We start from the raw sequence: 18618 nt of genomic DNA, 5'->3' as shown, positions 1-18618 counted from the left end.
ATACAAAAGATAAGCAGACTGTTTTTTAGCATTTGTAAAGAAAAGCGGTATGGGTAGAAAAAAATTATGCAAGGTGATTAAAGCTTATCCTAAGGAGGAAAAATGAACTTCAATAATAATTGTGAAAAAGAAATTTATAAAAAAAGGATTGCTGTAATTTTTGGAGGTTGCTCCCCGGAATACGAGGTTTCCCTGCAATCCGCATATGCGGTAATCAGCCACATGGACAAGGAAAGGTATATTCCTGTTTTGATAGGTATTACAAAACAAGGAGATTGGTTTCACTTTAACGGCAGTATTGAAAAAATTAAAGACAATACATGGCATGATGACATTGCCTGTATTCCTGCGGTTGTATCTCAAAGTCGTTCGGAACACGTTATCCTTGAGTATAAGGATAATAAGGCCCTAAAAATTTATATTGATGTTGTTTTTCCTGTCTTACATGGAAGAAATGGTGAAGATGGCACGGTACAAGGGGTGTTTGAGCTTGCCAATATTCCAATGGCAGGATGCGGCGTTCTTGCATCTGCCCTTTGTATGGACAAGGATAGGGCGCATAAGCTTGTTCATGCTGCTGGTGTTCTTGTTCCCCGTTCCTACGTTTTGGATAATAATATGAACGCGGGAATGGCTCTTTCTCAAGCTGAAGAAATAGGCTATCCGTTGTTTGTTAAGCCCATAAAGGCCGGCTCTTCTTTTGGCATAACAAAGGTATCTGACAGAAACGGGCTTCCTGCCGCGATTGAGCAGGCTTTTGAATATGATAACAAAATTATCATTGAAGAAAATATATCCGGCTTTGAGGTTGGTTGCGCCGTTTTAGGCAACGATACGCTAACGGTTGGCGAAGTTGATGAAATAGAGCTTTCGGATGGTTTCTTTGATTCTGTAGAGAAGTATACCCTTAAAACCTCGGCTATCCATGTTCCTGCAAGGATTGACGCTGCCACAGTAAACAAAGTAAAACAAACAGCAAAAGTCATTTACAAGACCCTGGATTGTCGAGGATTTGCACGTGTCGATATGTTCTTATCCTCAGAGGGGGAAATCGTGTTTAACGAAGTAAATACCATCCCGGGTTTTACAGCACACAGCCGCTTTCCAACCATGTTAAAGGCTGTTGGCCTATCCTTTGAACAGATTATTACCGCAGCCATTGAACTGGCGGTGGAAAAATGAAGAATAACAACAACTGCAAAGACCGTGCATGGATAGAGATAGATAGAAATAATCTGCTCCAAAATATCGTTGCCTTACAAAGCTTGCTGCCACAAGGCGGGAAGTTAATGCCTGTGGTTAAGGCAAATGCTTATGGGCATGGAGCCGTATTGCTCTCAAAGGAACTCAACCGATTAGGGATAAGCTCATTTTGTGTAGCTACTGTTTCAGAGGGCATCGAATTGCGGTGCCATGGTATTCAAGGCGAGATTTTAATTCTAGGCTATACCCACCCAAACCTATTCCCAATGCTTCGGAAGTACCGACTTACGCAAACTGTCATTGACTGCTCATATGCGAAGCTCTTAAACTCTTATGGAGAAAAAATAGAAGTACATTTGAAAATTGATACGGGTATGCACCGTTTAGGAGAACGCTTTGAAAGAATAGAGGAAATATACAGTATTTTTCAATGTAAAAATCTTATGATAACAGGCACATATACTCATTTATGCTCTGATGAAAGCACTTCTGAAAAAGACAGGAAATTTACTATGCAACAAGGAACTGTGTTCTGTAAGGTTATTTCTGATTTGAAAAAACGTGGGTATGATTGCGGCAAACTACATTTATTGGCAAGTTATGGGCTTATAAATTATCCCGGGCTTGTAGGAGATTATGCCCGAATTGGTATTGCCTTATATGGGGTTTTAAGCAATCGCGCTGATTTAGAGAACTGCCCCATATCTTTACTTCCGATATTGTCTATCAAAGCGCGGGTTGCGTTGACAAAAGATTTATATGCAGGAGAGAACGCAGGATACGGGTTACAATATATTGCGAACCGATATAGGAAGATAGCTGTCCTGACAATCGGGTATGCTGATGGAATACCGCGTTCTCTTTCTTGTGGGCGCGGGAAAGTTTTGATAAATCAAAAACAAGCCCCTATCATCGGGCGTATCTGTATGGACCAAATGCTAATTGACGTTACAGATATCCCTAACGTGAACACTGACGATATAGCCGTTATTATTGGAAAGTCTGGGGAACATGAAATAACAGTCTATGATCTTGCGGAGGCAGCAGGAACAATTACCAACGAATTGTTAAGCTGTTTGGGGAGTCGTTTGAATAGGGTGTTACTTTACTAATGTAAGAAACTGTTGCACATCAATTTATTTTAAAGAATTCTTTCTATTTATTTAAAGTGGTAAGGCCTTGCTTCAGTACAGGAAGTGTCGTATAGCTCTGTACAAGGAGAGAGGGATTTTCAATTTTCCTGAGGAGCATAGTAGCAGCTTGAACACCCAAATCATATACATCAATATCAATAATCGTAGGAGTGGGAGAGATGATATTGGAATAGGGGTATCGATCAAAAGTGAGAAGCGCTATATCTTCAGGAATCTTTAAGCGGGATTCGGAGATTGCCCGCACGGCACCTAAGGAAATGGTGTTATTCTCGCATACTAATGCGCAAGGCGGTTCGGGCAGAGAAAGCAGGCTCTGAACCGCTTTTTGGCTTTCTTCGATGGAAGAATCGGTATAGCTGATATACTCTTCGGGAATTCGGTATCCATAGTCGTACATGCCGCTTAAAAATCCGGTTAGTCTCTGAGTGGAGATGTGGTCAGTTTTCTTGCTGCCGACAAAAGCCGTCTTGGTATAACCGCATTCCAGAAGATGCTCTGCGGCAAACTGTCCGGCTAATTTATTATTGGTATCGATCCAACAAAGGCGGCTGCCGGAGCCGGGGTGCCCGATTAAAATGTGAGGAAATTGGCTGTCCAGTAGAGGTTTTACCATCTTGGGAGAGTAAGCGGAACCGTGAATAATGATACCATCCACTGCTTTCTGGGAAATCAGGGTTTCCAGATAATTCTCATGAGAAACATCCGGAGGGATATCGGACAGCATTAATGTATATCCCCGGACAGACAGTTCTTTTTGCGCACCGCATAAGATATCGAACATATGTGGGTTGTTATAAGCCTGCTCTCTGGCAAGGGTGGACAGGAATAAGATATTTAAAGTAGAACCCCGGGCAAAGCTGACAGCTCTCGCATTGGGAGTATAATTTAGTTTCCGGATCGCTTCATTTACCCTTGCTGTGGTCTCGGGAGAAATGGAAGTCCAGTGATTGAGGACTTTGGAAACGGTGGAAGTGGAAACACCTGCTTCTTTTGCAACATCATTTATGGTAATGGCCATAGAAAACCTCCTTGTAAATATGTATAATTCTACTAAAATAGTATAGCGGTTTCCTAACAAAGTCAATAGAAATGAAAGATTTAATGTAGTAAATACGAATATATATTGATATAATTAAACTGCGCGCAAGATATTATTAAACATATTAAGGAAAGCGATTTCGTAAAGAAGGCGAGGTAGGATAATATGAAAAAGAGATGGGGATTAGGTTTTACCGGAATACTTTTGGTTGGTATTTTGGCAGGTTGTGGTGCGGCAGAACAGGAGGAGGCATCCGGTACCAGTACAGTGGAAACCGTGGAACAGGAACAGCAAGGGGATAACGCGGCCGGTGAAGCTACGGAAATTATGGCATGGCATGACAATGATGATGTTATGATGAATGCCTTGGCGGAGATAGTAAATGAAAAGCTAAAAGAGGAGAACATTGTTTTAAAATTTGAGAAAAAAAGTGACGTGACGGGACAGATACGATTGTATGGTACCGATTCAAAAAATGGACCGGATATGTATCTGTTTGCCCACGATTCTTTGGGAAGCTTTGCGGAAATGGGAATCTTAGAGCCGGTAAATAATCTGATTTCTCAGGAAAAGCAGCAGGATTTACTTCCCATGACCATACAGGCGGCTACCTATGACGGTCAGCAGTATTTGATGCCGGTATATTATGAAACTCTTCTGTTCCTGTATAATAAGGAACTCTGGGAGGGGGAAGTTCCGTCTACTACAGAAGCGTTATATGATTATATGGTATCTCATACGGATACAAGCGCAGGTACATATGCTTTGGTAAATCAGCATTCAAATGCTTATAACATATCTCCTTTTATCTATGGATTTGGAGGTTTTGTTATCAATGAGGAGGCTTTGCCCGGACTGAATGATCCGGCTACCATGGAGGCAATTAACTACAACAAGAAATTTGCTGCATTGCAAGCCGATGGAGATTATAATACGGTAACGGCCCTGTTTAATGAGAAAAAAGCCGCCGCCATTCTGGGAGGACCATGGCTTATATCCGGAATCAAAGAGGCCGGTATTTCACTTGGATATAAATCTCTGGCAGATTTTACACTGCCGAATGGAAATTCTCTGAAACCTTTTTCAGGAGTACAGTGCTTGGGTGTTTTAAAATATGCGGCGGAGAGTAAGAAGGAAGCTCTTGTAAAAGTATTGGAGGTTTTGGCAGAACCCGAAGTAGGAATTCGTCTTGCAAAAGATTTCAACTGTGCACCTGCTAATATGAAGGCTTATGAAGATACAGAGGTCGCTAATAATGAAATGATTCTTGTTATGAAGAAAACGGCAGAAGTGGCTGTACCTATGCCTAATGTTCCGGAGATGGGCGCTATGTGGGGACCTTCAGAGGCGTTCTTTACCGCAGTAAATAAGGCAGGGGAAGATGTGAACACTATTGCGGAGAACTACCAAAATGATGCTTTGAGTGCAATAGCCGATATGAAATAAATGTAACTGTGAGGGTAATGAACAGTTACAAATAAATTAAGTGATCCAGCGGCAGGACTTAAGTCCTGCCGTGAAAGAGAAAGGAGCCGGTAGCCGATGAAAAAAAGAAAAGTTCTGCCGTGGATATACAGCCTTCCTGCAATGATGCTAATCGGAGCAATCGTGGTATTCCCCATTTTATACACAGGTTATATTTCCTTTACCAATATGAATTTGTATCATTGGACAGATTTTCAAATAGTGGGGTTTGCCAACTACGGGAGAGCGCTTCTTAAAATAGACTCAGGATTTATGGAAGCACTGGGTATCACTCTGCTTTGGACAGTAGTGAATATTGTTCTTCAGGTAGTCGTTTCTTATTTTATTGCTCTGGCCTTAAACAGGGAAGATTTGAAATGGAGGAGATTATATAAGACCCTTTTGATGTTTCCGTGGGCTATGCCTGCCTATGTATCCATTCTGGTCTGGCGGGTAGGAATGTTCAATTCCGAATTTGGTTTGTTGAACAAGTGGCTAAGTCAAATGGGTTTTTCCAAGTTCGACTTCCTTTCGAGAAACATACCGGCCTTTTTTTCCTGTCTGGTATTGAACTTATGGATGGCACTGCCATTTATGATTATGATGATAGATGGTGCATTGAAAAGTATTGATAAAAGTATGTATGAAAGTGCGGAATTGGATGGGGCGGGATTTGTAAAGAAGAATATATATATTACGATACCTTCCCTTCAGAAAATCATCATGCCCGCTATTATTCTGACCACTTTCACTACATTCAAACAATTTGATATCGTATATTTGCTGACAATGCAAAAAGGTTCTCTGTCCGGAGCTACCCTGCAGACAGTGCTGACTTATGCTCATCAGAAAGCTTTTGTATCGAATAACTATGGATTGTCCTCGGCGGTATCCATCGTAATCTTTGGAATTATTATTTTGTTCTCTTTCAGTATGAATCCATCGATAAAAGGAGAAAAGGTTGAATAAGATATGTATTTAACCTATTGATTTGAGTGCGCACGGAGCGCGCAGATGGGTATAAAAATGGAAAGGAAAATTAGAAAAGACAGTATGAACAGAAATAGGAGAAAGATAAAAAAGAAATTAGAGCTGCTGGGGGTGAATTTTTTTCTATTGGGGCTATGCCTGATCGGACTTGTTCCCATTCTATACGCCTTACTCCTATCAGTGAGCGGGGGAACTGAAGCCCTGACCTCTGAGGCATCTCTTTTACCGCGAAGATTCACATTGGAAAATTATAAAAGAATACTGTTTGAGGAACCATTTCTGCAGTGGCTTGTAAATTCTGTGATTTTGAGCGTAGGAACAATGTTTTTAGCCATGGGGACAAGTGTGACAGCCGCTTATGCCTTTTCGAGGTTCCGTTTCCCGGGCAGAAGCGGGATGCTAAGACTTTTACTTCTGTTGAATGCATTTCCGCAAATACTGACTTTGTTTGCAGTATTCCGTCTGTTTAAATTGATGAATCTCTTAAATTCTCATGCGGGACTTATCTTTGTCTATGCGGGGACCATGTGCATTTTCAGCATATGGAATATGAAGGGGTATTTTGATTCCATACCGATAGAAATAGAAGAAGCCTCCAAAATAGACGGGGCAGGAGATTTTCAACTGATACAAAAGATTATCCTCCCACTGGCAAGGCCAGCCATTATTGTTACCGCAGTTATGGTATTGATTTTTGTTTGGAATGAATATTTGTTCGCTACCACCTTTATGCTGAAAGAAGAAAGTTATGCCCTTGCGGGAGGGCTTTATCAGCTTCAGGCTAATGATTACAGCCGGAGCTGGCCTTTGTTTACAGCGGCTGCAATTTTAGTTTCTCTGCCGATACTCCTTATTTTTTTTATGATTCAAAAATATATGGTATCAGGGCTTACCGCAGGTGGAGTAAAGGGGTAGAAGCAGAAAAATAGAAAAAGAGTTAAGAGAGGAAATTATACAATGAATTTTCAAATAAATAAGAGTGCACTCTTGCACATTCCCACATCTCAGTATGCGTTTGCTCAAGCGAAAGATGTTTTAACGATTCGCTTGCGGGCCGCAAAAGGAGACTTGGATAGTTGTACACTTTTTTGGGGAGATAGGGCATGTATTTCCTCCCCTGTCTTTTTTTCAGAAAAGAGAATGGAGGTTTGCTGGCAGAATAAAATCTTCGATTTCTATGAAGAGACTTTAGTTGGAGTGCCTGAAAGGGTATGTTACTATTTTCTGATTAGGAAGGGGGAGGAGTGGTATTATTATTATGGGGATGATTTCCATAAAGAACTGCCGGACTTTACTTTGGAAGATGGGTTTGTAGTCGAGGGTAGGAGCGAGTATTACCAATATCCCTACATTTTACGTTCGGAAATCCTGGAAGTTCCCGAATGGTTCGAACATGCCATCGTATATAATATTTTTCCTGACAGCTTCGCTTCCGGGAAAGAGAAGATTGCCGGTCAGGAAAGTGCCGTTGAAGGAGAGGATGGGAAAATATACCGTTCTAAATGCGGAGGTACGATAAATGGAATTCGCGAAAATCTGGATTATATACAAAACCTGGGATTTAACTGCCTGTACTTAAACCCTATTTTCAGAGCCGGAGAATATCATAAGTATGATATTATAGATTACTTCCATGTGGACCCCTGTATGGGAAGCGATGAGGATTTCCTGAATTTAACCAAGGAAGTACATAGAAGAGGAATGCATATTATTATTGATGGTGTGTTCAATCACTGCAGTTGGGAATTTCCTTTCTTTGAAGATGTGATAGAAAAAGGAGAAGATTCTTTGTACAAGGATTGGTTCTATCATTTACAGTTTCCGGTAAGACGTCCAAAGGAGGGAGAGATTCCCGAATATGCCTGCTTTGCTTATGAACCAAAGATGCCTAAGTTAAATACGGCCAACCCCGAAGTGCAGGAGTATTTTGCAAATGTGGGCCGCTATTGGATTGAAAACTTTCAGGTGGATGGTTGGCGTCTGGATGTTGCTAATGAGGTTGACAAAAATTTCTGGCGAAGATTCAGAAAGGAGATAAAGGAGGCAAACTCTCAAGCGGTTCTGATTGGTGAGGTGTGGGAAAATGCGGAAGACTGGCTTCGGGGAGATATGCTTGATTCGGTCATGAACTATGATTTCAGGAAGCACTGCAGAGATTTCTTTGCTATGGATAAAATAGGAGTCGGGAGATTTGCAGGGGCTATGACCGACATGCTGCTGCGCTATCCTCTTCCTGTTGCCAGGGCGCAATTAAATCTTCTGGATAGTCATGATGTAGGGCGTTTCTTTTCCTTGTGCGGAGAAAAGGAGGAAAAGTGGAGATTGGCATTTCTTTACCTGTTTATGACTCCGGGTATCCCCAGTGTATTCTATGGAGATGAAAAAAAGATATGCGGAATGAAGGAGTGGGAGTACAGGCAGCCTATGCCTTGGCAAAGCCGTATGGAAGAGACCGAAGCCTTTGTACAGGAGGTCATTAGGATCAGGAATAAATACATAAATCCAAGGGACACGCTGCAATTTGTGGAAGCTTCTGCCGATTCCAGCCTTCTCATCTTTGAACGAAGAGGAATCCGCAGGATAAGAATTATTCTCAATGCTCAAGATAACCGGGCGGAGATACGGGGTTATTTGGAGGGAGGACAGGTACTTCTGGAGAAAGGTGTAGAGGGAGATTACCTGGATGGATATGGATATAAAATCCTTCAAATATCTTCCTCGTAATATCTTGCTTTATTAAAAAAATTGAGGATAGGGTTGGAAAAAGTGATGTTAATTAAAGAAAACTTTATGAAGAGTTATCAATTCTTAGGTCTTGAGAAAGGAGATAATGTTATTGTTCATACTTCCTTAAGTAGTTTAGGCTACGTTTGCGGCGGTGCACAAACAATAATTGAATCTTTATTGGAGACTGTTGGAGATAGCGGCACAATTTTAATGCCTACACAAAGCTGGAAAAACCTCTCCCCTGAATCTGGGGTACATTATGAAGTGCCGGAGGAATACTGGCAGATATTAATAGAAAATTTGCCTGCTTATGATAAAGATATTACACCTACCAATACGATGGGTATTGTTGCTGAGATGTTTCGAACTTGGAAAGGAACGATCAGAAGCGATCATCCGGCACGTTCGTTTTCGGCGAATGGAGCGAACGCTAAATACTTAGTTGAAAATCATGATTTAAGTGATATTTTCGGTAAGAGCTCTCCTATTGGAAAACTATATGAGCTTGATGGAAAGGTTCTTCTGATCGGTGTTGATTACGATAAAAATACTTCTCTTCATCTTGCGGATGTATTGGCAGAATATCCTTCGAAGAAAAATGAAATTGCCAGCAGTGTTGTAAAGATTGGCGGGGAAAGACAGTGGATAGACTATGAAACACTCGCAGTTGATGGAGAAGATTTTGTTCAAATTGGAATAGACTTTGAGCGTTTTAATTCTATTAAGAAAATAGGCATAGGCAATGCAGTTGTTAAATGTATGAATATGAGAGAGCTTGTTGACTTTGCCATAAGTTGGATAGAGAGTAATAGAAAATGTTAAGGTATTTTTTTACGACACGGTAGTATCTTCTCGATATTACCGTGTCATTTACTTTTGTATCTATTATAGATTCGCTTATAAACGATAATTAGAACAATAAGACCGGGAAAAGATAGAGTCACTATTAAAATAACACCCACTGTAATACTGATAAGCGATAAAGCACCTGCCGTAAACATACAAAAGGCGTAAATTGCCCACATCAAACCATTTGCTCGATTATATCCGGGTATATCTTCTATTTCCTCCGGCTTTACCGTGCTGCCTGACCAAAAGTGCATTGGGTCACGGCGCCTATATGCCCAAAGGGCGATCGCCCCAAAAATCAAAGAACATAACCAACAGATAACGGCAAAAAAGACATTTTCAAAATTCATAGGAAGCTCCTCTCTCTAATACTTCGCTTTTATTATACGAAAGAGATTTGCTAAAAACAAGAGCGAACGAACTCGTGTATTGTATTAGAAAAGGTCAGTAGTATTGTATTTCAAAGTCGATATTCACTATATTTAGTAATTTTTAAAAAACTACTTGCAACTCCCCAGTGTTAGGCATATAATATAATTGAATTTAGGCACACCTAAAATAAAGAAAATATATAATAAAAAATGCAAATAATAAATGGAGGATTCTATGAATACTTATACAAGGCGGTTGTTTTGCCGTAAGATACCAACTTTGATTGTCACATCTCTTATTTTATTAATTGGAGCGTTTTTAGAAATATTTGCAAAGTAAAATAAAAAATATTTAAAGATACAGCAATACGGCGTATTTGCAAAAAACGGAGGAAGATAAGATGACACCTAATAAAGAGGATTACTTGAAAGCTATCTATAAACTTGGTGGTTTGAATGAACTGGTAAATAATAAGAAAATTGCGGAGACTTTGCAGGTCGCTCCGGCTTCCGTGACAGAAATGTTGGGAAAGATGAAACGGGAAGAATTAATTCACTATGAGCCCTATAAAGGGACCTATCTGACAGATAAAGGTATGCATGCTGCTATTTCATTAGTTCGAGGACATCGTCTTTGGGAAGTATTTCTTATGCGTCATTTGGGCTATTCCTGGAGTGAGGCTCATGAAGACGCAGAACTCTTAGAGCATATCACTCCTGCGCGTCTCACTTCCAGGCTGGATAATTTTTTGAATTACCCGGCGTACTGCCCTCATGGCAGTGCAATTCCTCATCCCGACGGGCAGGTTGATCTTGTTCCGATGCAGACTTTGAATCTTCTTCCAGTCGGCGTAAACTCCCACGTTCGGCGGGTTACGGAAGAAAAGGAACTGCTGGATTATCTTCAGGAAAATGGAATTGTGATTGGAAGTTCTATATGTATTATCGGAATGGCTGCCTATGAAGGGCCGCTCACGCTTGACTTGGAAGGCAGGCGTGTTCAAATTAGTTATAAAGCTGCCTGTCAAATCTATGTGGATCAGACAGAAGGGTTGTAACACAAAATATATTATTTAGGGGGTTTCCATATAAAAACAAGTGACAGCGAACTTCACGATCCCCATATCTGGTTCGTTTACAAGATGATCTTACTTTCCGGTCAATAATATGGATAGACATATTCATCTACTGCCTCTGCCGGAGTAATCTTTGTTACGTGAATGAGAGGTTCGTCAAATGACATGTCATCGTATTTATATTCTTCAATATAAAGCGTTCCTTCCACTGTTATCCAGGAGTCCGTTTCCAGTTCAGAAGCCTTATCATATTTACAGATAAGTCCAGTCGGCACCAAATCCGCAACACAGCAGGACATTGATAATCGGGCAGGAACGAATTCATCCGCTTCCAGAAATTCAGGGTCTTTGAAGATGAAACCGGTCATAATAATCTTGTATCCGGCATATTTTTCCATATTTACATAGAGCTCATAAATCCACATGCCAAAATCTTCATTGGAAACAGTAATAGTTTTGTTGGCTTCATCCAAGCCGGGAAAATCGACGGAATCAAAAACATCAGACTGCGTTTCAAAGGCATCGTTTGAAGAATATGTATCCGTTACATCAGGTTCCGACTCCCTTACAGAGGGATTTTCCGTTGTAACTTCTGCGGATGAATTCGGATTAGAGTTTTCAGCCGTATTCTGGCTCTGAAACGAGTTATATTGGTTTGTCTGGCCGGAAAGAACATTTCCGCTGACATATCCTCCGGAAACATCCGATATACCCAAGGAACTGTGAGGAAGCAAAATCAATAAGATCGGAATCGCCAGAACAAAACAGTGCATAGATCGTATCTTGTACTGGGGGCGAAACAGGCGGCGGGCAGCGGCAAGGCCCCAAATCACCATGGTGATTGCCGAAAAAATTAAGTAGGGTTTCATGCGTGGTGTAACATAAGAAAGATATTTTCCGTTGCCAAGCAGAGAGATTATCAGAGCGGCAAATGTAAAATAGCATAGAATCTCCAAAAATATTTGAGGATTAAGTTTTTTTGCATATATCTGCATAGTTATAGTACCCCCAATCCATAAAGTAAGAAGATAGGATCTGAAGTCCTATTATGAGGAAGAAGAAAACATACCCATACTCTCCTTGCTGCCTGTATATTTCTTAGAGGATTTCTCTGATGAAAGTGATAGAAACATGGCTAAAAGTACAGCCTTATCCTTTACGGAATATGTGATGGAGGAGGTAGGACTTTCAGAATATCTTTCCATGGGAAATATGGATGAATACCGGAAGAAATGGTTGAAAGAGATAGGATTAGCGGAGATACCTGATTCTTTTAAAATTAATGGTGATACTATGAAGACCTTTGAGATAGAATCATATTCTACGGTGATTGAGCATGAGAATTGCATGTTTTATTTAGCACCTACCGATTGGCTGAAGGAGGCAGGTGATGTTTATGTTCTTTTTGCAGATTGGGTGGAAGGGCGTAATGCGATCCTTTCTGATTTGGAAGTAAGGGAACCGGCTACCTATGAAATTATTTCGGAACGGATGAAGGAACAGCGAGTAGATGTGTATTTTATAAATTCGGATGAACCGATGTCTTATGCCTTGGAGAATGGCGGTGTATATATCGCCGATAAATCAGATATATATCATGAAGTATTTCATATATTATTGCCAGGCGAACGTGATGAAGAAATCTGGCTGGAAGAAGGCGTTACCACATTGCTTACGATCCAGATAGAGTCTGATTACATGGGGGAGAGTAAGGCACTCTTTTGGGAATGTATAACAGATAAGGCGTTTCTCTATGAGATACCACAAGAGGATCAGGTTTTTATGAATCATATTAAGGAATATTATTTAGAGAAAGCGCCTATGCCCATGGGAGTTGCGGATTTAGATTTTGCACTTTTTTATGAAACAGTAGGTAAAATCACATTAAAAGAACCCGAATTGTCTACTTCTTTGAATATGGCTATTATAGATGTTTATCAACGGAGAATGGGCGGGTTGGATAAGCCTTCCGGAAAAGGGGCAAATAGACTTACCTATCCCCAAGCTTATGTATTTTCAGAATATTTAGCAGAAAATTATGGGCTCGATACAGTAGTAGAGGTTATGATAGGAAGGCAGACCTTTGAAGAAGCATTTCAAGGAGATTTCGAAGAGGTATTTTCAGAATTTGTTGAGGAGATATCCTATTAGGGGACTTAGGAAAAGGAACAAATCATCCTTTGTTACAACGCTTCCGGCACCATAACTGTATTCGAGCCTATTTTAACTCCCCCTGTAATTGTAACGCCTCCGCATATCCATACATTGTCTCCGATTGCAATCTTTGCACAATCTAAAATGCAGCAATTTGTAAGGGAAGGTTTCACATTATTAAATTCAAACAGCATATCTTTTGTTTTTTCTCTCTCTTTAGTTAACTCTTCATCCCAGCTAATATAATACTCGCCGTTTAACATTTTTTCCTTTGCTGTCATATAATTTATCCTTCCTCTGTAGCGATTCTTCCATTTATACTTTTTATTCTTTTTAATAGTATAGCACAAAACTGCCTTTTTCAATGTTCTTGGTTTTTGTGTAAAAACAATAAAAACAATAAATACAGCATACGATACAATATTTATTTATTGACATACGATAAATATAATGATAATATTAGTTTACTATTTAATAGAAGGCGGTGGACTTTATGAAACTTGGTTCGACACTCATCCTAAGAGCAGCAACTTTATTTGCAGGGGCAATTGTGCTTGCTTTTTGTGTCGTTTGTATTTGGTTGGCGGCTACAGACCGGGATCCTAATTCAATTTATGCTTCCCTATACTATATTTTGATTTTCGGTACGTTTGCATCCGCCATACCGTTCTTTATCGCGCTATATCAGGCACTAAAACTTTTAGGCTATATTGATGCCAACTGTGCATTTTCGATAATGGCGGTCAATTCGTTACAGATTATTATGCGATGCGCCATCGCAATCTTTGTGATTTGCACTGTAGGCGGTTTGCCTTTCTTTTATTGCGTAGCTCAATTGGAGGACGCCCCGGGTTTAATGCTGATCGGGTTTGTTATATCCGGTTCCGCATTCATAATCGCTGTATTTTCCTCTATTCTGAAACGACTTTTGCAAGATGCCATTAATATTAAGGCAGATAACGACATGATAATTTGAGGTGAATGATATGGCTATTATAGTGAATATTGATGTTATGCTTGCAAAAAGGAAAATGAGTGTCACGGAACTTTCAGAACGAGTTGGAATTACGATGGCTAATTTATCCTTATTAAAAAATGGAAAAGTAAAGGGAGTTCGGTTCGCAACTTTGGAGGCTATTTGTATAGCGTTGGATTGCCAGCCGGGCGATATTCTGGAATACAGAAAGAGTCAAGATGTTGAATAGCCACCCTGTACTATTCAATCTTATAAACAATAACCCTCATAGTGAAAGCAGAGCGGCGGATAGGTTTTTCATCTATCCCGCCGCTCTGTTTTTTTGCCGATCCATATCCTACGCTTTTTTATGAAGCAGTATGTAAAATTATTGATCCTATAGAACGAATCAAATCTTTTCATTCATCATTTCGTCATTTCATTTGCTCGAAGAATTCTTTTTTCGAAGAACATACAACAAATTTCCCGTCTATTTTTCCAAAATATTTATCAGCCAGTTCAGGGTGTTTCTTAGTACATTTTCCTATGCATTCGAACTTCAACTTGCAGCCGATTTCTTCCGCGTATGATTTAATTTCTTTTTTCTTGAATTTAGAACATTCTTTACATACTTTTACCTTCTTCATAATGAATTTCCTCCTAAATGGTAAGATTTTCTATTCTCAATACCTCATTATTAAACTTCTGAATATTTAGTAATCATATGATAATTCACATGATAGCCAAAATCAAATACTTTTTAAAACAACTTCATAAGATACTCGGATAATTAGAAATCTAATGGGATATTAATCGATTCGAAAGTTAGGTAAGCTAATAACATCTTAACTGAAGGGGGTATTGCCATGAACATGCGGGCGCTAATCTATAACGGACCGAAGGATATTCGAGTAGAGGATGTGAAGGTTTCTGAAGTCGGTGATACAGATGTCTTAATTAAAGTGCAGTATTGCGGGGTATGCGGTACGGATATCCATATATACAGCGGAGACGGCGGAGCTTTTGAGGCAACCCCACCCTTAATTATGGGACATGAATTTTCCGGAATCGTAGAAAGAGTCGGAGAGAAGGTAAGTAAAATCAAGGTTGGAGATTTAGTTACTGTGGATCCCAATAACATGTGCGGTGAATGTTACTATTGCAAGAATGCGATGGAGCAATTTTGTGAAAACGTAATTGGAATCGGAACGACCTGCGATGGCGGCTTTGCACAATACTGTGTTGTCTGTGAAAAACAGGTTTTCAAGTTCAAAAAAGGAATGGACGCATTAACGGCTGCTATGACGGAACCGGTATCCTGTTGTCTTCATGGTATTGACTTATGTAATATCAAGCTTGGCGATGAGGTGTTGGTAATCGGCGGAGGTCCCATAGGTCTTATTATGTTACAGTTGGCAAGTATGGCCGGAGCGGGCAAGATTATCCTTTCAGAACCGGTGGAAGAGAAAAGAGAGATGGGCAGGAAGCTGGGAGCAGATGTCGTAATCAATCCCCTGGAGGAAGATATAGAAGCTGTACTACAGGCAAGTTGCAAGAATGTCAATGTGGTAATCGAATGTGTGGGGAATGTCAGAACGATCGATACAGCGATAAAATGTGCAGGAAAAGGGGCGACGGTCATGATGTTCGGTTTGACCGGACCGAATACAAGCTTATCCGTTGATCCTGAAATAGTATTTAAGAAAGAATTAAAGCTTACCTCATCTTTTATCAACCCTTATACCTTTGAAAGGTCTATTGCGATCCTGGAATCCGGGAAATTGAATGTGACAGATATGATCAGTGATATCATTCCCCTCGAAGATTGTGTGAAAGCTTTCGAGGATGAGAATTATCGAAGAAAAGGGAAGGTTGTTCTTCAATTGAACGACTAGTCGGAGACTAGGTAACTATTGTGAAATAAGCAGCTTAAGGCCAAGGCTGTTTATGATATAGAAACTATAAAATTTATTAGGAGGAAAGTAAATGAAAAAGAGAATCATTAGCTTGGCACTAGTTGGGGTTATGGCATTTTCCGGATTAGTAGGATGCGGTGCAAAGGCACCCGCACAGGAAGCTGCAGGCGCGAAGACGGAAACAGCCAAGGAAGCGGAAGCTGTGGCGGAACCCGCAAAAGAAGAGGTTGCAGATACAGCAGCGGCTGATAACTTCAAAGTTGGTATTACACTACAATCACTTGAGAACAGCTATTGGGCAGGAGTATTCGGCGAAGTAGAGAAGCTGTTGAAGGAAAAGGGATGGGAATATACCATTCTCGCTTGTAACGATAACTCAGCAACACAGATTCAGCAGATTGAGAACTTTATAACCAATCAGGTTAACCTCATTATGGTTCATCCGTCCGATCCTAATGCGATCGAAGACTATTTGAAGCAAGCAAGGGATGCAGGCATTAAGGTAATGTGCTGGGATGATGCGATGACGAACACAGATCTTAACTGGATTCTCGATAATACCAAGTTAGGATATGTAATCGGACAGGAAGCAGCTAACTTCATTAATGAGAACTATCCGGATGGAAGTGTAGCAGAAGTGGCAATTATGAATTATCCTCAGACTCCTATCCTTCTTGAAAGAGAAACAGGTATCCTGAATGCTCTCGAAGAAATCGCTGGCGGCAAGTATAAGGTTGTAGCACAGCAGCCGGCACTGGATGCTCAGGCAGCAATCACCAATATGGAAACAATTCTTCAGGCTAACCCTGATACTAAGATTGTTTGCTCCATCGGTGCAGGCGGTGACATCGGTGCTAACCAGGCATTTATGACTAAGATGGAAGGTAATATTCCTGACGATATGGGTATCTTCTCGGCAGATGCTACACAGCAGCAGTTAGAAGCAATTGTGAATGGCGAAGCGACAAGAGCATCCGTAGGCTTTGAAGGATCCAATAAGAAAACAGCAGAAGCAGTTGTTGATCTTTATGAAAGACTCCTCAATGGAGAAACCTTTGCAGAGCAGAATTTAGTAAGACCTCTTCTTGTTATTGATAGCTCAAATGCAGCGGAATACTTAGCAGATTATAAATAAATAGAAGATAGTGGCACAAATTATGGATGTGGGGTTATTTGAGAAGGATAACCCCACATTCAAAAACAAGAATGCGTGGTGTAAATAATGAAAGATGAATATATTTTGGAACTACAACATATCAGAAAAGAATATCCCGGTGTAGTTGCATTAAAGGACGTTTCTCTGGAGGTAAAAAAAGGTGAGATTCTCGCACTGATTGGAGAAAACGGCGCCGGAAAATCCACGTTGATTAAGACCTGTTCCGGTGCGGTTATTCCTACCTCGGGTAAAATAGTGATTAATGGGAAGGAATTCACCCACATGTCCCCTCAGCTCGCTGCTGAGAATGGGATAGCAATTATCTATCAGGAATTCAATAATGTAAAAGGGCTTTCGGCTGCCGAGAACCTTTTTCTGGGGAATCCGATCAGAAAAGGGATCGTCGTAGATAAAAAGGCGATGGAGAAGGAAGCGCAAAAGGCTTTTGCACAGTTAAATATTAAAATAGATCCCAAGGCTCTTGTCGGGGATCTTACCGTTGGTTATCAGCAGATGATTGAGATCGCCAAGGCAATTCTGCAGGATGCGAAAGTTCTTATTATGGATGAACCCTCCGCTCCTCTTACGACCGCTGAAGTTGAAAGCATGTTCAAAGTATGTGAATTACTAAAAGAAAAGGGAGTATCTATTATATACATATCTCATAGGCTTGAAGAGATATATAGGTTATCGGACCGCATTGTTGTATTGCGTGATGGGGAATATATCAAGACATTGATTACCAAGGATTCCCATGTAGATGAACTGATTCAGTTAATGGTGGGGCGTTCCTTGAGCGAAACCTTTCCTCCGCGTGAGACAGGTTATAAGAAAGATGAAATTATTCTGGAGTTACAAAATGTAAGCGGCAATGGAGATAAGGACATTAATTTACGGGTTCGTAAAGGTGAAATTCTTGGATTGGGCGGTCTGGTAGGTGCCGGCCGTACAGAACTTGTACAGATGATTTTCGGTGCGGCGAAGAAGACAGACGGAAAGATGATATTTAAAGGAGAAGAAATCAATCCGAAATCTCCGAGGGAAGCGATTAACCTTGGAATTGCGCTCGTACCTGAAGATCGCAAACGCCATGGTGCGTTGCTCGGTATATCTATAAAAAATAATATCAACATGCCAATCTACAAGAAAATATCCAAAGCGTCAGTAATTAACAATAAAAAGGAATTAGAAATAGCCAAGAAATGTGAGGAGGAATTGTTGATTAAAACTCCCACACTGCATCAATTGGTAAAGAACCTAAGCGGCGGCAATCAGCAAAAGGTCATTATCGGAAAATGGCTTGCTGCGAACTCAGAATTGCTTATCTTTGATGAGCCCACCCGTGGAATCGATGTGGGTGCCAAAGCTGAGATTTATAAGCTGATGAACGAAGTAATTGCAAGTGGTAAAACAATTTTATTAATATCATCAGAAATGGAAGAATTAATGGGAATGTCAGATAGAATTATAGTTTTGGCAGAAGGCCGGATTACCGGTGAACTGGAAAAAGAAGAATTTAATCAAGAAACTATAATGAAAATGGCATCTGCCGTTTAGGAGGTAA

19 protein-coding genes are annotated in these 18618 nt (G+C 40.4%); 14 read left to right on the top strand and 5 right to left on the bottom strand.

What is annotated here, in order from left to right:
• Positions 1–132: 132 nt before the first annotated feature.
• Positions 133–1182, top strand: a complete 1050-nt coding sequence (vanG, locus tag RBB56_RS07950) for a D-alanine--D-serine ligase VanG (RefSeq protein ID WP_331526864.1) — start codon at positions 133–135, stop codon at positions 1180–1182.
• Positions 1179–2315, top strand: coding sequence for a serine racemase VanT catalytic subunit (vanT, locus tag RBB56_RS07945; protein ID WP_306721846.1), 1137 nt, complete (start codon positions 1179–1181; stop codon positions 2313–2315). Before vanG ends, vanT begins: the two co-directional genes overlap by 4 nt.
• Before the next feature lie 43 nt (positions 2316–2358).
• On the opposite strand, the gene RBB56_RS07940 is transcribed toward vanT, so the two are convergent.
• The gene (locus RBB56_RS07940; RefSeq protein ID WP_306721845.1) at positions 2359–3375 is read right to left on the bottom strand and encodes a LacI family DNA-binding transcriptional regulator; all 1017 of its coding nucleotides are present in this window, start codon (positions 3373–3375) and stop codon (positions 2359–2361) included.
• 186 nt (positions 3376–3561) lie between these two features.
• On the opposite strand from RBB56_RS07940, the gene RBB56_RS07935 reads away from it, so the two are divergent.
• The 5 genes from RBB56_RS07935 (at position 3562) to RBB56_RS07915 (ending at position 9399) form a co-directional block, all read left to right on the top strand.
• On the top strand, positions 3562–4842 hold the full coding sequence (locus RBB56_RS07935; protein WP_306721844.1) for an extracellular solute-binding protein: 1281 nt from the start codon (positions 3562–3564) through the stop codon (positions 4840–4842).
• A 96-nt stretch (positions 4843–4938) separates the two neighbouring features.
• Entirely contained in the window at positions 4939–5829 is an 891-nt protein-coding gene (locus RBB56_RS07930; protein ID WP_306721843.1) for a carbohydrate ABC transporter permease, read from the top strand.
• 57 nt (positions 5830–5886) lie between these two features.
• Positions 5887–6765 (top strand): sugar ABC transporter permease, encoded by an 879-nt coding sequence (locus RBB56_RS07925; RefSeq protein ID WP_306721842.1) that lies wholly within the window; start codon positions 5887–5889, stop codon positions 6763–6765.
• 42 nt (positions 6766–6807) lie between these two features.
• Positions 6808–8574 (top strand): glycoside hydrolase family 13 protein, encoded by a 1767-nt coding sequence (locus RBB56_RS07920; protein WP_306721841.1) that lies wholly within the window; start codon positions 6808–6810, stop codon positions 8572–8574.
• Positions 8575–8616: 42 nt separating this feature from the next.
• Entirely contained in the window at positions 8617–9399 is a 783-nt protein-coding gene (locus RBB56_RS07915; RefSeq protein WP_306722113.1) for an aminoglycoside N(3)-acetyltransferase, read from the top strand.
• A gap of 44 nt (positions 9400–9443) precedes the next feature.
• On the opposite strand, the gene RBB56_RS07910 is transcribed toward RBB56_RS07915, so the two are convergent.
• Positions 9444–9776 (bottom strand): hypothetical protein, encoded by a 333-nt coding sequence (locus RBB56_RS07910; protein WP_306721840.1) that lies wholly within the window; start codon positions 9774–9776, stop codon positions 9444–9446.
• Between the two features lie 422 nt (positions 9777–10198).
• Between RBB56_RS07910 and RBB56_RS07905 the strand changes: the two genes are divergently transcribed.
• Positions 10199–10855: a metal-dependent transcriptional regulator gene (locus RBB56_RS07905; protein WP_306721839.1), complete on the top strand. Its 657-nt coding sequence runs from the start codon at positions 10199–10201 to the stop codon at positions 10853–10855.
• A gap of 101 nt (positions 10856–10956) precedes the next feature.
• Here RBB56_RS07905 and RBB56_RS07900 read toward each other — a convergent pair whose 3' ends face one another.
• On the bottom strand, positions 10957–11868 hold the full coding sequence (locus tag RBB56_RS07900; RefSeq protein WP_306721838.1) for a TIGR03943 family putative permease subunit: 912 nt from the start codon (positions 11866–11868) through the stop codon (positions 10957–10959).
• A gap of 136 nt (positions 11869–12004) precedes the next feature.
• Here RBB56_RS07900 and RBB56_RS07895 point away from each other — a divergent pair, with 136 nt between their 5' ends.
• Positions 12005–13024, top strand: coding sequence for a hypothetical protein (locus tag RBB56_RS07895; RefSeq protein ID WP_306721837.1), 1020 nt, complete (start codon positions 12005–12007; stop codon positions 13022–13024).
• Positions 13025–13056: 32 nt separating this feature from the next.
• On the opposite strand, the gene RBB56_RS18615 is transcribed toward RBB56_RS07895, so the two are convergent.
• Entirely contained in the window at positions 13057–13308 is a 252-nt protein-coding gene (locus RBB56_RS18615) for a maltose acetyltransferase domain-containing protein (protein WP_306721836.1), read from the bottom strand.
• A gap of 212 nt (positions 13309–13520) precedes the next feature.
• Between RBB56_RS18615 and RBB56_RS07885 the strand changes: the two genes are divergently transcribed.
• Positions 13521–14003 carry a DUF2975 domain-containing protein gene (locus tag RBB56_RS07885; protein WP_306721835.1) on the top strand — a complete coding sequence of 161 codons (483 nt, stop codon included), beginning with the start codon at positions 13521–13523 and terminating at the stop codon, positions 14001–14003.
• A 10-nt stretch (positions 14004–14013) separates the two neighbouring features.
• Entirely contained in the window at positions 14014–14232 is a 219-nt protein-coding gene (locus RBB56_RS07880) for a helix-turn-helix domain-containing protein (RefSeq protein ID WP_306721834.1), read from the top strand.
• Between the two features lie 184 nt (positions 14233–14416).
• Here the strand turns inward: RBB56_RS07880 and RBB56_RS07875 are convergent, their stop codons facing one another.
• Positions 14417–14629, bottom strand: a complete 213-nt coding sequence (locus RBB56_RS07875; RefSeq protein ID WP_306721833.1) for a hypothetical protein — start codon at positions 14627–14629, stop codon at positions 14417–14419.
• Positions 14630–14848: 219 nt separating this feature from the next.
• On the opposite strand from RBB56_RS07875, the gene RBB56_RS07870 reads away from it, so the two are divergent.
• From RBB56_RS07870 to RBB56_RS07860, 3 genes are all read left to right on the top strand, one after another.
• Complete coding sequence (locus tag RBB56_RS07870; protein ID WP_306721832.1) at positions 14849–15877, top strand: zinc-dependent alcohol dehydrogenase family protein; 1029 nt, start codon at positions 14849–14851, stop codon at positions 15875–15877.
• 91 nt (positions 15878–15968) lie between these two features.
• Complete coding sequence (locus tag RBB56_RS07865) at positions 15969–17033, top strand: sugar ABC transporter substrate-binding protein (protein WP_306721831.1); 1065 nt, start codon at positions 15969–15971, stop codon at positions 17031–17033.
• An 87-nt stretch (positions 17034–17120) separates the two neighbouring features.
• Positions 17121–18611: a sugar ABC transporter ATP-binding protein gene (locus RBB56_RS07860; protein ID WP_306721830.1), complete on the top strand. Its 1491-nt coding sequence runs from the start codon at positions 17121–17123 to the stop codon at positions 18609–18611.
• Positions 18612–18618: the final 7 nt, after the last annotated feature.

The sequence above is a fragment of the Kineothrix sp. MB12-C1 genome, from assembly GCF_030863805.1.
Lineage (GTDB): Bacteria > Bacillota > Clostridia > Lachnospirales > Lachnospiraceae > Kineothrix.
The sequence above is the reverse complement of the archived record's forward strand: the minus strand, read 5'-3'. Positions and strand labels throughout refer to the sequence as shown.